Origin of the sequence: Microbacterium songi (assembly GCF_042747925.1) — a bacterium.
Lineage (GTDB): Bacteria > Actinomycetota > Actinomycetes > Actinomycetales > Microbacteriaceae > Microbacterium.
Map to the genome: position 1 here is coordinate 25768 of NZ_JBHZIE010000007.1, position 13838 is coordinate 39605.

A 13838-nucleotide genomic window follows, 5' to 3' on the forward strand; every position below is an offset into this window, starting at 1 on the left:
CTACGCGGACGCGCGCTCGGCCAGCGCACGGCGACGCGACACGATGAGCGCGGCGCCGATCGCCAGCATGACGAGGGCGCCACCGCCGACACCGAACCACACACCGCCATCGCCACCCGTGAGCGGCAGGAGGAAGTTCGCTGCCGACACCTGGGTGTGGTTGAACTCGACGTAGTTCTGCACCGGCGGAACGGTCGAGCTCGGGCCGGCGACGACGACCGTCTGCACCGGGTTCGACGTCGGCAGGTTGAAGCCGGTGGGCGGGGTGATCTCACGCACGTAGTAGTTACCGGGGGTGATGATCGGGATCGCGACGAGGCCGTTCGCCGCGGTCGTCCAGTCCGTGATCCCGTTGATGAGGATCGCGTTCTGCTGCAGGTTCGCGTCGTTCTGGTTCAGGTACACCTGATAGACCGCGCCTGCGAGCTGTGCCCGCGGGCTGCCGTTGCCGGCCGAGTACGCGGAGACCGTCAACTGACCGATCGGCGTCGTACCCGTCACCGTCTCGACCGCGCCGTTGATGTTGCCCGTGGCGCTGTTGACGATGAGTCCGTTGCCGGGGATCGACACGGCCCGCGTCAGCACGTTGAAGGACACGACCCCACCCTGCAGAAGAGTCAGACGAGCGAGTCCCGCGGGGGTGAACGCCAGTGTCGAGGTCGCGGCCGTGTTCGTGACCGTGTAGTCCGTGCCGATGGCGAACGACTGCGCGATGCCGGCGGCACTGGTGACCGTCACGGTCGTGGGCGAGACGCCTGCCGGCGGCGTGGCGACGAACTCCAGGTCGGTCGGGACGTTGTCCACCAGCGTGAAGTTGGTGATCGTGTCGCCCGCCGCCAGCGTGGGGATGCTGGAGGCGATCGCCCAGCGGATCAGGTCGGGGTTGCGCGCCTCAGCGGAGTTCGCCGCGGGAACCACCCTCGTCTTGGTCAGCTCGGTCACCGCGTTCTTCGGGTAGACGTGCACGTCGTAGATCCACTGGTTCGCCGGCGCGCCGGACGGTCCGGTGGGCAGCGGCAGGGACACGAGGAACGGTGCCGTGGGGTTGGTCGCGTCTGCGGGCAGGACCGTCTCCTGCACGTAGAACAGGCCGATCGGCATGGTCGACGGGAAGGTCGCGGTGCCGTTCGCGGACGAGGGCGCTGAGGTGAACGACGTCGTGGAGAGGCGTGTCGACGCCGTCTGCGGGGTCAGGTTGGTCGCGATGGCCCAGCCCTCGGGCGTCGTGAGGTCCACGCCCGCGACCAGCGTCGCGGTGAAGACCGCCCCCGGCAGGGGGGTGCCCAGGTTGGTGCCGGCAGGGAGCTCCTGACCCGTGCCCGCCTGAGCCCCGTTTCCGGGGCCGAGCGCGAACTTGTGCACGGTGAGACTGCGTGGCTGCGTGGTGTCGATGTTTCCCGGCGAGGTGACGGCCTGCGCGGGTGTGACGGTCACGATCGCCGCGCCGGCGGCCAGAGCCAGCGCGCCGAGAGCGGCGGTGACCCGCCGGAGAGTGGACGAGGACATGGGATTTCTCCATTCGGTGATGAGGTGGTGTGGAACTGTGTGAGGTGAGGAACGGGTACCGGGCGCAAGAGTCATCGGTGTCAGAAGGCACTCCTTCGCGTACGGCGTCGCCCGTGCCAGACGGCGAGGGCAAGTGCGAGGACCAGCACGGCGGATCCGGTGTACAGGTACACGTCGGTTCCGGTGCCGCCGGTCAAGGGCAGCTGGGGAGGGAGCACGGGCGCGTTGACGAATCGGTAGATCGCCGCCTGGCCCGCTGCCGGGGCCGTGACGGTCGCGGACGACACGGGAGTCCATGTCGATCCGACGAGGCGCTCGAGACGCAGCTGTCGGTACGCCAGGGGACGCGCGGGGTCCGCCGCGGCCTCCGTCAGGGTGTAGGAATGCCCGGGCCGCACCTCGAAGGTGCTCGACGGATTTCCCGTCGCGGAGTAGTCGGCACCCAGCCGGCTCTCGGTCGGAACCACTCCGCCACTGATCGCGGCAGGTGTCGCCGTGACCCGGAAGTTCGCGGGCTGGAAGCCGGTCTGCGGACTCTGCACCTGTTTCAGCAGGGTGATGGATGCTGTGGCATTGGTCACCGTGCAGGTCACCGTCGACGACGACGGCGCGACGACGTCTCCTGCCGACGAGACCGCGACCTGCTGACCGGTACCAGTGACGCACTGCCATGCTCCGGTCTGCACGTACACCAGCGAGCCGGCCGATTCGCCCAGCCGGTAGGGCAGGCCCGGCGTCACCGGGACGGCCGTCGCCTGAGCGCTCCCGGAACGTCCGCTCGGACCGGGGAGGGCGCCTGTGGGGCCGACGGCCGAGAGCACCCAATCGGTGGGGAGCGCGGACCCGGAGCTGACGATCTTCACCAGGGTCAGCGACGCCGTCGGCCGATTCGTCATGGTGCACGCGACGGTCGACGCCGACTGCACACCGGCGATCGTGCCGCTGACGATCCCGGAGCTCGAGGTCGAGAACGACACCGGGGTCGCGACGCCGTTGACCGTGCACGATCCGGAGACGAATGTGAAGCCCGTACGCTGCACCTCCGAGATGGTGAGCGTCGCGCGCGCCGTGACAGCGCTGAACAGCACCGACCAGACAGCCGTCCCCGCAGCATCCGACTGCTGCTGTGGAGCCTCACTGGGGAGAACCGTCGCGGCCCCGGCTGTGGCCGCGGCGGACACGCCGAGTGTCCAGCCGGCGCTGGGCTGCGTGACGCCGGACACCGGATCCTGGACGAGTTTGGTGACGGTGACGGACGATGCCGCCCGGGGCGAATTGAAGTAGGTGCAGACGACCTGAGCACTCAGCCGGGCGGGTATCGTCACGGAACCCGTCGTGGTCGTGCCGGTGGCGAGCCTGACACCGTCGGCCCAGCACTCGTAGATGGTCGTGTAGATCCCGATCACCGACGTCGAGCCTGTCGCCATCGCCTCGGAGATGGTGACGGAGGTGCCCGTGACGACGGGCACGGGTCCGATCTGCGCGGGTTGCCGACCGACCGCCGAGCCCGTGGTGGTGGCCGTGGCGATGGTGACGGCGCCGTTGCTCGCCGTCAGCTGGAACTGGTCGGCCGTCGCGGCCCGGCCGACGATGTTCTTCTGCACCGTCAGGGTGGACGGCGACGTGCACCCCGCGAGGTCGGTGGAGTCGATGGCCACCCGAGGGGTGTTCGGGACACGGGTCCACGTCGTGGGGTCGAACTCGTACGCCGATGTCGTCGAGGACAGGTAGGCGGTTCCCCGCGGAGTGAAGGCGATGCCGTTGACGCTTCCGAAGGTCGGGCTCGTATCGGTGCCGGCCAACACCTTCGACGTGGATGCTCCGACGGCGAGCGTTCCCCCCGTCCCGGCGGCCAGTGCCGCGGCGGTGACCGTGAAGATCGCGGCGCTGTTGGACGTGTCGCTGGTCGCGCCCAGCACGTACAGGTTTCCCCGGGCGTCGAAGGCGATGTCGCCGTTGCCGTTCGGCGCGGATCCGGTGGGGAACGACCCCAGGAACGCGAACCGGGTGGCGGTGGGGTTCGATTCGGTGAAGCTCCAGAGATAGAACTGCGAGTTGGCGAACTTGCCGAAGACATAGCGCTGGCCCGACAGGTCGACCGCTCCGGCCACGATCGAGCCGGTGATCTCTGTTCCGCCGGCGACCGTGGCGAAGCTCGAGCCGGGGAGGGTCTGGAATCCGCCGCCGGCGCTCCACTTGAGAACGGAGGTGACGTCCGTGCCATCCGAGGACCTGTCGATCGAGTAGGCGATCGTGCCCCCCGCACCGATGCCGAGCGCGTTGCTGGACGTCGCCGCGGACCACGAACCCACCGTCGTCGTCGTCCCCGAGACGATGTCGCCCTGCACCAGCGACCCGGCGGGGCTCACCGAGTAGAAGTGGTTGGTGTCGCAGGCGAGCCGCACCGTCTGCGTCGTGTTCGTGAAGGTGCAGACGATCTCGGCGCCCTGGTCGGCCGGTGTCGTGATCGTCCCCGCCGGATTCGCCCCGGCAGCCACGACGGTTCCCCCGCGGACGCACTCGTAGCTGCTTCCGTACGCGAGTCCCGCACCCGATACGGGGGCTTCATGGATCGTGTATGTGGTGTTGGGCTGGACGATGTACCGATTCACCTGAGCGGCCTGGAGACCCGTCGCGGTGCCGGTCGTCGTCGCGGATGCGAGTACCGTCGTGCCGTTGCGGAGCGACAGCGTGAACTGATCCGTCGACGACGCGCGAGACACGATGTTCTTCCGGACGGTGATGGTGGTGGCCGCCGTGACGGCGAGCGTCGCCGTGGTGTCGTCGAGGAGCGGCGTCGTCAGGTCGGCCTGCCCGACCGTGTAACTGCCGACAGAGGTCGACAGCACGTTCACGGTGACGGTGCACGACGTCGTGCCAGCTACCAGGTCGCCGCCGACGGCGGAGACGGTGGACGCGCCCGCCGCGGCCGTGACGGCGAAAGCCGTTCCGGTCGAGTTCGCGCACGTCCCACCCACGGCGGGTGTCGGTGCCACGACGAGACCCGCCGGGAGGCTGTTCGAGAACGACCAGTCGGGCTTGGCAGCTGCTTCGCTGGTGTTCGTGACGGTGTAGGTCAGGGTCGAGACCGTGCCCGCGGGCACCGAGGCCGGCGCGAAAGCGACATCCAGCGCCGGGGTCGCATCGAGCAGCCGAACGTTGTCGATCGCGAAGACGTTCCCGTTCACTGCGCCGGTGCGGTTCGTGACGCGCACACGTGCCGCGGTCGCCTCTGCGGCGGTGAGCAGCACGGCGGTGTCGGCGGTCAGCCGGGCCGCCTTGACGGATGCACCCCACGCGACGTCCACGGGGTTCGTGGTGCTGATCGTGGGCGACGTGTAAAGGTTGCCGGTGAGCGCGCAGGCGTTCAACGCGGACGCCGTCAACTGACGCGGCGTCGTGCCGATGAGCAAGAACATGTCGAGCTGGGCCTGTGTCGAGCCGCACTCGTCGCCGACCATGTCGAGACCCAGGGTGTAGTAGCGCGATGCGGTCGGAGCGATGCCCGTCGCCGCCGCGGACTCGATCACGATCTGATTCGCGGAGGACGAGATGGTCGCCGCGGTGGTCGCCGCGAGTGCGTGGTTGGCCCGCGTCGTCGCCGAGGATTGATTGACGGCCGTCGTCGCTCCACCCACCACGCCGGCCGACACCTGGCCGAGCACATCCGCCATGCGACGCGTCTGTCGTTGCGGGAGGGTACCCAGGCCCAGCAGCGTCGAGCAGTAGGTGTTGCCCGGGAACACCGCGTCGTAGTTCGTCAGCACACCCGTGCAGTTCGACGTGGACTGCCAGAATGCCGCGGCCGTGTAGCGCGCCGCGCCCGAGGTCGGGTATGTCGCGATGCCCGTCGGCACGTTCGCCTGATTCTGCTCGAATGTCTCGATCGCCAGTTGCGTCGGCGCGTCGGGGACACCGGCGGCGAGGATCCCGAATTCCGCCCTGGCCGAGAATGGTCCCGCGCGGGGCTGCTCCTCCCAGCTGTGCGGGTCGGGCGCCGGCGCGTCGGTCGTCGGACTGGACGCCTCCCCCGCGGGGGTCTCACCGGGCACCGGTGCGGTCGTGGGCACCGGAACGCCCGCGTCGGCCGTGTCCGGGTCATCCGTGGGCAGCGCGGGTGAGGAGCTGTCGCTGGGCTCCGGTGTCGCGGTCTCCGCGAGATCGACGCCTTCCGAGGGCTCTTCGGTCTCCGAGGGCGTCGGCGCCGGTGTTTCGACCGCGGACGTGGTCGTCGGCGTCGGTGAGGGCACCGCTGCCGCCGCCTGCCCGCTCGGGGATCCGAGAAGGCCGCCGATCAGCGCGGCCACCAACGCCGTCGACACGGCGAAACCGCCGCCTCGCACGTGTCTGCGGGCGCGACGAAGAGAGTCCATCGGCATCCTTGTTCAGTGGTCCCCCCGGACCACGGGACGAGACTGCCGGGCGAGGACCGGCCGCATCGAGATCGGGCAAAATCGTCGCCTATAGAGGCAACGCTTTCACGCTATGGCCGATCTGGAAGGCCGTCAACCCGGACAAATGGGGGACAAGGACACCGCTTTCCGACCAGGATCACGCACGATCGACGCCCAACCGGGCTGTCAGGACCGGGAGCGACAGGCCCGCCGCCCGATGCGGACGCGCCGGGTACGACGAAGGGGCCGTGCCCGAAGGCACGACCCCTTGCGAGTAGGAGAACCTACTTGATGATCTTCGTGACCGTGCCGGCGCCGACGGTGCGGCCACCCTCACGGATCGCGTAGCCGAGGCCCTCTTCCATGGCGATGGGCTGGATCAGCTCGACCGTCATGTCGGTGGTGTCGCCGGGCATGACCATCTCGGTGCCCTCGGGCAGCGTGATGACGCCGGTGACGTCCGTGGTGCGGAAGTAGAACTGCGGGCGGTAGTTCGTGAAGAACGGGTTGTGACGCCCACCCTCCTCCTTGGACAGGATGTACGCCGTGCCCTCGAAGTTGGTGTGCGGCGTGACCGAACCGGGCTTCACGACGACCTGGCCGCGCTCGACGTCGTCACGCTTGGTGCCACGCAGGAGCAGACCACAGTTCTCGCCGGCCCAGGCCTCGTCGAGCTGCTTGTGGAACATCTCGATACCGGTGACGATCGTCTTCTGCGTCGGGCGCAGACCAACGATCTCGACCTCGGAGTTGATCGACAGGGTGCCACGCTCGGCGCGGCCCGTGACGACCGTGCCACGACCGGTGATCGTGAAGACGTCCTCGACGGGCATGAGGAACGGCTTGTCCTTGTCGCGGATGGGGTCGGGAACCGACGAGTCCACGGCCTCCATGAGCTCGAGGATCTTGTCGACCCACTCGGCGTCGCCTTCGAGAGCCTTCAGGCCCGAGACGCGGACGACAGGGGCGTTGTCGCCGTCGAAGTCCTGGCTCGAGAGGAGCTCGCGGACCTCGAGCTCGACGAGCTCCAGGATCTCTTCGTCATCGACCATGTCGGACTTGTTCAGCGCGACGAGCAGGTAGGGCACGCCGACCTGCTTGGCGAGCAGCACGTGCTCACGCGTCTGAGCCATGGGACCGTCGGTCGCGGCGACCACGAGGATCGCGCCGTCCATCTGGGCGGCACCGGTGATCATGTTCTTGATGTAGTCAGCGTGACCCGGGGCGTCGACGTGCGCGTAGTGGCGCTTCGGCGTCTCGTACTCGACGTGCGAGATGTTGATCGTGATGCCGCGCTGGCGCTCCTCGGGAGCCGAGTCGATCGACGCGAAGTCGCGCTGGACGTTGGTCGCCGACGGGTACTTGTCTGCAAGCACCTTGGAGATCGCTGCGGTGAGCGTGGTCTTGCCGTGGTCGACGTGACCGATCGTTCCGATGTTCACGTGCGGCTTGGTGCGCTCGAACTTGGCCTTAGCCACTGGGTCCTCCTCAGGACGTTCTTGTAGGAGTTCCGGGCACTGGTTTGCGACCGGTTCTCTACGGGGATTGGTTCCTACTTTAGTAGGGAGGGATGGGGTGAAACTGTGAAGTTGTGAATGAGCGGATGCCGCGACCCTGGGGCCGCAGTATCCGGCGGACTACTCGCCCTTGGTCTTCTGGACGATCTCATCCGCGACGGCGCGCGGGACCTCGGCGTAGCTGTCGAACTCCATGGAGTAGACGGCGCGGCCGGAGGTCTTCGAGCGGAGGTCGCCGATGTAGCCGAACATCTCGGACAGCGGGACGTTCGCACGGACCACCTTGACGCCGGCGGCATCCTCCATCGACTGGATCTGGCCACGGCGGCTGTTGAGGTCGCCGATGACGTCGCCCATGTACTCCTCGGGAGTACGGACCTCGACCGACATGATCGGCTCGAGGATGACGGGGTTCGCCTTGCGGACGGCCTCCTTGAAGCCCATGGAACCGGCGATCTTGAACGCCATCTCGGACGAGTCGACGTCGTGCGACGCACCGTCCATGAGGATGGCCTTCACACCCACCATGGGGTAGCCGGCGAGCACGCCGACGTTCATGGCGTCCTGGAAGCCCTGGTCGACCGGCGCGATGTACTCGCGCGGGATACGACCACCGGAGACCTTGTTCTCGAACTCGTAGGTCTTGTCGGCCGTCACCTCGAGGGGCTCGAGCGCGAACTGGATCTTCGCGAACTGACCCGATCCACCGGTCTGCTTCTTGTGCGTGTAGTCGTGACGGTCGACCGACTTCTTGATGGTCTCGCGGTACGCGACCTGCGGCTTGCCGACGTTCGCCTCCACGCGGAACTCGCGCTTCATGCGATCGACGAGGATGTCGAGGTGAAGCTCGCCCATGCCCTTGATGACGGTCTGACCGGTGTCGGAGTTCTGCTCGACGCGGAACGTCGGGTCCTCCTCGGCGAGCTTCTGGATCGCAAGACCCAGCTTCTCCTGGTCGGCCTTCGTCTTCGGCTCGATCGCGACCTCGATGACCGGCTCGGGGAACGTCATCGACTCGAGCACGACCTGGTGCTGCGAATCGGAGAGCGTGTCGCCCGTGGTGGTGTCCTTGAGGCCGATGACGGCGTAGATGTGACCGGCGGTGACCGAATCGACCGGGTTCTCCTTGTTGGCGTACATCTGGAAGATCTTCCCGATGCGCTCCTTCTTGGACTTGGTCGAGTTGACGATCTGCGCACCCGAATCCAAGTGGCCGGAGTACACGCGGATGTAGGTCAGGCGACCGAAGAACGGGTGCGTGACGATCTTGAACGCCAGGGCCGTGAACGGCTCCTCGCGGTCGGAGTGGCGCAGGATGACCGTCTCTTCGTTCTTCGGGTCATGAGCCTCGATGGCCGGTACGTCCAGCGGCGACGGAAGGTAGTCCACGACCGCGTCGAGCATCGGCTGGACGCCGCGGTTCTTGAACGCCGAGCCGCAGAGCACGGGGTAGATCTCCGAGTTGACGGTGAGCTTGCGGATCGCAGCCTTGATCTCGGCGACCGTCAGGGGCTCGCCACCGAAGTGCTTCTCGAGCAGCTCCTCGTCGGTCTCGGCGACCGTCTCGAGCAGCATCTCGCGGTACTTCGCGACGACATCGGCCATGTCGGCCGGGATCTCCTGCACGTCGTACTTGGCGCCCATGGTGACATCACCCTTGGAGTCGCCCGCCCAGACCAGCGCTCGCATCTCGACCAGGTCGACGACGCCGACGAAGTCGTTCTCGACGCCGATGGGCAGCTGGATGACCAGCGGCTTGGCCTTCAGCTTGTTGATGATCGTGTCGACGGTGAAGTAGAAGTCCGCGCCGAGCTTGTCCATCTTGTTGACGAAGCAGATACGGGGGACGTTGTACTTGTCGGCCTGACGCCAGACGGTCTCGGACTGGGGCTCGACGCCCTCCTTGCCGTCGAAGACGGCGACGGCACCGTCGAGGACGCGGAGCGAGCGCTCCACCTCGACCGTGAAGTCCACGTGGCCGGGGGTGTCGATGATGTTGATCTGGTTCTTGTCCCAGAAGCAGGTCACTGCAGCAGAGGTGATCGTGATGCCACGTTCCTGCTCCTGCTCCATCCAGTCGGTCGTCGAGGCGCCGTCGTGGGTCTCGCCGATCTTGTGGTTGGTTCCCGTGTAGTACAGGATGCGCTCGGTCGTCGTCGTCTTGCCGGCATCGATGTGAGCCATGATGCCGATGTTGCGGACCTTGGTGAGGTCGGTGAGCACGTCTTGTGCCACGGGGATGTCCTTACTTGTGGTTTTGGTTCAGAGGCGTTCCGTCTCGCCCGCTCGCTCACCGACCGGGGTCGGTCGGTGAGCGAGCGAAGTCGGAGACGAAGCGGGTTACCAGCGGTAGTGCGCGAAGGCGCGGTTCGACTCGGCCATCTTGTGGGTGTCCTCGCGGCGCTTGACCGCGGCACCCAGGCCGTTCGAGGCATCCAGGATCTCGTTCTGGAGACGCTCGATCATCGTCTTCTCGCGACGGCCCTTGGCGTAGCTCACGAGCCAGCGCAGCGCCAGCGTGTTCGCGCGGTGCGGCTTGACTTCGATCGGCACCTGGTAGGTGGAGCCACCGACGCGGCGGCTCTTGACCTCGAGGGTGGGGCGGACGTTGTCGAGCGCCTTCTTGAGGGTGGCGACCGCGTCGCCGCCGTTCTTGGCCTCCACGCCGCGGAGGGCGGTGTAGACGATCGACTCGGCGATGGACTTCTTGCCGTCCACGAGGATCTTGTTCACGAGCTGGCTGACGATCGGAGCACCGTAGACCGGGTCGTTGACGACGGGGCGCTTGGTGACGGGACCTTTACGAGGCATCGGGGTCAGCCCTTCTTCGCGCCGTAGCGGCTGCGAGCCTGCTTACGGTTCTTGACGGCCTGGGTGTCCAGGGCGCCACGGACGATCTTGTAACGCACACCGGGGAGGTCCTTCACGCGACCGCCGCGGACGAGCACGAGCGAGTGCTCCTGCAGGTTGTGACCCTCGCCGGGAATGTAGGCGGTGACCTCGGCGCCGTTGCGGAGCTTCACACGGGCGACCTTGCGCATCGCCGAGTTCGGCTTCTTGGGCGTGGTCGTGTACACGCGGGTGCAGACACCCGCCTGCTGCGGGTTCGCCTTGAGCGCCGGCGCCTTGGTCTTCGTGACCTTGGGCGAGCGTCCCTTGCGAACCAACTGCTGAATAGTTGGCACGTTCTCTCCTTGTTGTTGCTGCACGGTGACAGCGTTCGTGTTCTCTCCACCGAGGCATCCCGAATCTTTCGATTCGTGACGAACGGGTTCACGTGGATCCACCTGCGCGACAGAATGACCGTCGGGTGTGTGGTGGACATGCCGTGGGGGTTGACCTGTTCGCAGGTCGGTTCCCTGAGATGGTGCGGCAGCTCCCCATGCTGTGCCGAGGCACAACGCAGGGCGCGCATGAGCGCACACCCTCCAATGATACGCGTGATCACCCGGGTGGGTCAAACGTGGCCGGTCTCGCGATGATCGCCTGCCGCGAACACCTCAGGTCAGGGGGACGTCCCTGATCAGATGGAGCTCCGCGTCGCCGAGGAGGAAGCTCGTGCCGACGGGCTCGGCCACCCCCGGTGCGGCGTCCTCCTCCGTGCCGTCGTCCCGCAGCAGGACGACGCCGTTCGTCGAATCCAGGTCGATGATGACCCACTCGTCGCCGCGCAACTCCAGCCGGGCGTGCGTCTTGGACATCGTCCGCGTCTCGTCCGAGATCGGGACGAGCTGAGCGTCGGGGAAGTCGGGATCGGTCGCCGGTCGCCGACCGAGGATCAGCACGTCGCTCGTCACCGCGATCGGTGCGCCCAGCGGCGGGCTCAGGTGCCACACCGCGCGACGGCGGACGGCCACGACGGTCTCGTCGAAGACGTCATCGTCGTCGTCGAGCGGCGACTCGTCGACGCGGAACACCGCGTCGTCCGGCAGAGCTGCACCGGTTTGGACGGCCGAGACGGAGGACATCGCGGACACCGGCGCACCCAGCGTGGGGGCCCCTGCAACCGCCGAGACCTCGAAGGACGTGTCGAACGGTTCGTCCGCGAATTCGTCCGGCGCCGGTGCGGCACGACGAGACCGGAGCGGCCCCGCCGAGTACGCCGGCGGAGGCGGCGCGATCTCGGGAGCAGCCCACGCATCCGCATCGGCAGGCACGGCCGCATCGTCACGACCGAGGCCGCCGACGTCGCGGGTGTCCTCATCGAGGGGATCGAGCCCCACCGCGTTCGAACGACGGGGCAGCGGGGGTTCGTCGGCCAGAGGCGGGACCGGGGGGACCGCCCACCAGTCCAGCGGCGCGGCATCCTCCTCTCGGGACGAGGACGTCGCCGAAGGCGCAGGGGCAGGCGACGCGGTCGGCGCCGCAGTCGGCACGGGCGTCGGCACGAAGGCAGGAGGCTGAGCGACGGTCGCGGTGGGGTGAGAAAGCTCGTCTGCGGAGACGGCGGACGAACGGCGGGGCGCGGGAGCCGAGTCGACGCTCGGCGCCCAGGCCGGAGCGACGGGACGGCGGGTGTCGTCGGTCCTGCCGGTCGACGACGGGCTCGTGTGAGGCAGCGGTGGGCGAGGCGGCAGTGGTGGAACGGACGACGCGTCGGCGGGACCGGACGTGGCAGACGCCCTGGTCGGCGCGTCTCCGCTCACCGCCGGGTGGTAGGCCGCCGGTGCTCTCTGCCCGTGGTCACCGCCCTCGCCTCTGCGCATCGGTCCTGCGGCGGCCGTGGGCGCTCCCACCCATCGCGCGGAACCCCATCCGAGGATGCTCGACCAGACCGGTAGCAGCAGGGCGGCGAGGACGGTCATGCCCACGCCGTAGCCGAAAGCGAGATTGATGCGGTGGTAGGCGATGATCAGGAGGACCAGCAGACCGATGTTCGCCAGCGGCACGAGGCCGAGCAGGACGAACCAGCCGGAGAACCCTCCCAGCTGCAGCAGCGTGGCGACGTTCAGGAACGGCACCCAGGCCTTCCAGCCTTCCTCGCCGGCCTTGCGGAACAGTGCGTGCAGGCTGGCGGCGGTCCAGACGTAGACGGCCAGCCAGAGGAAGACTCCGATGATCACGGGGGAAAGGTCACTCATGTACGCGGGCGTGTCCGATGCAGAACGCGCCCCCTCCTCTCGGCGATCTCGGGCCAGATCAGAATACTCGACACGGTGCCGTCGACGTCGAGGGCCGACGAAGGCCCCTCAGCGGGGTGGAGAACCGGCGTCCCCGGAGTCTCGCGGGTCGAAGGGAGCGTCCAGCGATCGGGTGAGTTCGTCGAGCATCGCCTCGATCTGCGGCTCGACGTATTGCGCGATGGCCGCCTGGATGCGCAGACGATGGTGGAGCAGGATCGCGCAGACTTCCCGCCCGATCATGTTCGCGTAATCGTCGGCGAGACCGACCTCTTGGCGCAATGCCGCCTTCGCCGCGGGGGTGAGCGGCGGCAGTGCCGGGACATCCGCGGCCGCCTCCTCGGCGAGCTCCGAGATCGTGAAGAGGAAGGGCGCGCCGGGGACCGGCTCGGGGTCGAGCGGGAGACCCTCGAACTCCGGCTCAAGGCCCTCCGCCGGGCGATAGCTGCGTGCGCGGTTGCGCTCCGACTGCTGATCGAGCTCGGTCTGCAGCATCGGAAGGTTCCGAGCCGTGTACTCGGCGACCGAGTGATCGACGATGGTCTTGATGCGCGTGGACAGTCCGTGCTGCACGCCGTGCGGCACGTCGGCGCCGAGTCCCGCTGCCGACAGCACGGGCGAACCGAAGCAGCGCCGACAGGGAGCGATCCGTCCACGGTGTGTCGCGGGCTCCCAGCGGGGTAGCCAGCGCAACCAGACATCCACCGCCTGGCTCACCTGAGTCTCGAGCGAACGCTCCACGTGCTCCACCGTACTGCGCTGCATCCGGGAATCGCCGGTTCACCGGCGATGATTCCGCGGGAAGGGGATGTCGTGACTACTCGTCGCCGTTCTCCCACGGCCAATGGGGGCGTGCGGTCCGCGGTCGGACGAGCGCGACACCGCCTGCGGCGCAGACCAGGCCGGTGACCGCGACGACCATTCCGAACCAAGACGTCGCCACGCCACCGACGGCTGCCACCGCCTGGACGAGGCCGGCGTCGCCGACCAGCGCGCCGAAGCCGAGACCCACCAGATAGAACAGGAACGACGCGATCGCCACCGGCAGTGCGACGACGTAGGACGGGTGGACGCTGCGGATGCCGAGCCACAGGGAACCCGCGAATCCCCCAGCCGCGCACACGAGCGCGAACACCCCCGGGATGGGTCCGAGCCCTTCGACCGCGATGACGTCGGAGTCGGTGATGAGACTCGTCATTCCGAACCCGAAGATCGCGAGCGCGAAGAAGCCGACGAGCGAGAAGACGAGCGCCATGCCCGGGCGGACGGGAACGCCCGACGGCTCGGGCATTCCCGACATC

The 13838-nt window shown here is 67.8% G+C and carries 9 protein-coding genes; all 9 read right to left on the minus strand.

The features are described from left to right. Nucleotides 1-1506 (minus strand): SpaH/EbpB family LPXTG-anchored major pilin, encoded by a 1506-nt coding sequence (locus tag ACFM35_RS10030; protein WP_378841557.1) that lies wholly within the window; start codon nucleotides 1504-1506, stop codon nucleotides 1-3. An 80-nt stretch (nucleotides 1507-1586) separates the two neighbouring features. After that, nucleotides 1587-5879 carry a DUF7933 domain-containing protein gene (locus ACFM35_RS10035; RefSeq protein WP_378841559.1) on the minus strand — a complete coding sequence of 1431 codons (4293 nt, stop codon included), beginning with the start codon at nucleotides 5877-5879 and terminating at the stop codon, nucleotides 1587-1589. Nucleotides 5880-6184: 305 nt separating this feature from the next. Next, the gene (gene tuf, locus ACFM35_RS10040) at nucleotides 6185-7378 is read right to left on the minus strand and encodes an elongation factor Tu (protein WP_378841561.1); all 1194 of its coding nucleotides are present in this window, start codon (nucleotides 7376-7378) and stop codon (nucleotides 6185-6187) included. Between the two features lie 159 nt (nucleotides 7379-7537). Continuing rightward, nucleotides 7538-9652: an elongation factor G gene (gene fusA, locus ACFM35_RS10045; RefSeq protein ID WP_378841562.1), complete on the minus strand. Its 2115-nt coding sequence runs from the start codon at nucleotides 9650-9652 to the stop codon at nucleotides 7538-7540. Nucleotides 9653-9757: 105 nt separating this feature from the next. Then, nucleotides 9758-10228, minus strand: a complete 471-nt coding sequence (rpsG, locus tag ACFM35_RS10050; protein ID WP_378841564.1) for a 30S ribosomal protein S7 — start codon at nucleotides 10226-10228, stop codon at nucleotides 9758-9760. Nucleotides 10229-10233: 5 nt separating this feature from the next. Continuing rightward, complete coding sequence (gene rpsL, locus ACFM35_RS10055; protein ID WP_378841566.1) at nucleotides 10234-10602, minus strand: 30S ribosomal protein S12; 369 nt, start codon at nucleotides 10600-10602, stop codon at nucleotides 10234-10236. Nucleotides 10603-10917: 315 nt separating this feature from the next. Then, nucleotides 10918-12498, minus strand: a complete 1581-nt coding sequence (locus ACFM35_RS10060) for a DUF5684 domain-containing protein (RefSeq protein WP_378841568.1) — start codon at nucleotides 12496-12498, stop codon at nucleotides 10918-10920. A 108-nt stretch (nucleotides 12499-12606) separates the two neighbouring features. Further along, entirely contained in the window at nucleotides 12607-13278 is a 672-nt protein-coding gene (locus ACFM35_RS10065) for a spermidine/putrescine ABC transporter substrate-binding protein (protein WP_378841724.1), read from the minus strand. 76 nt (nucleotides 13279-13354) lie between these two features. Continuing rightward, nucleotides 13355-13828 carry a DUF6121 family protein gene (locus ACFM35_RS10070; protein ID WP_378841570.1) on the minus strand — a complete coding sequence of 158 codons (474 nt, stop codon included), beginning with the start codon at nucleotides 13826-13828 and terminating at the stop codon, nucleotides 13355-13357. Nucleotides 13829-13838: the final 10 nt, after the last annotated feature.

Bases quoted from the DNA above. Each gene is read 5' to 3' on its own strand.
- ACFM35_RS10030 (WP_378841557.1), bottom strand. From the start codon at position 1,506: ATGTCCTCGTCCACTCTCCGGCGGGTCACCGCCGCTCTCGGCGCGCTG.
- ACFM35_RS10035 (WP_378841559.1), bottom strand. From the start codon at position 5,879: ATGGACTCTCTTCGTCGCGCCCGCAGACACGTGCGAGGCGGCGGTTTC.
- rpsG (WP_378841564.1), bottom strand. From the start codon at position 10,228: ATGCCTCGTAAAGGTCCCGTCACCAAGCGCCCCGTCGTCAACGACCCG.
- ACFM35_RS10060 (WP_378841568.1), bottom strand. From the start codon at position 12,498: ATGAGTGACCTTTCCCCCGTGATCATCGGAGTCTTCCTCTGGCTGGCC.
- ACFM35_RS10070 (WP_378841570.1), bottom strand. From the start codon at position 13,828: ATGCCCGAGCCGTCGGGCGTTCCCGTCCGCCCGGGCATGGCGCTCGTC.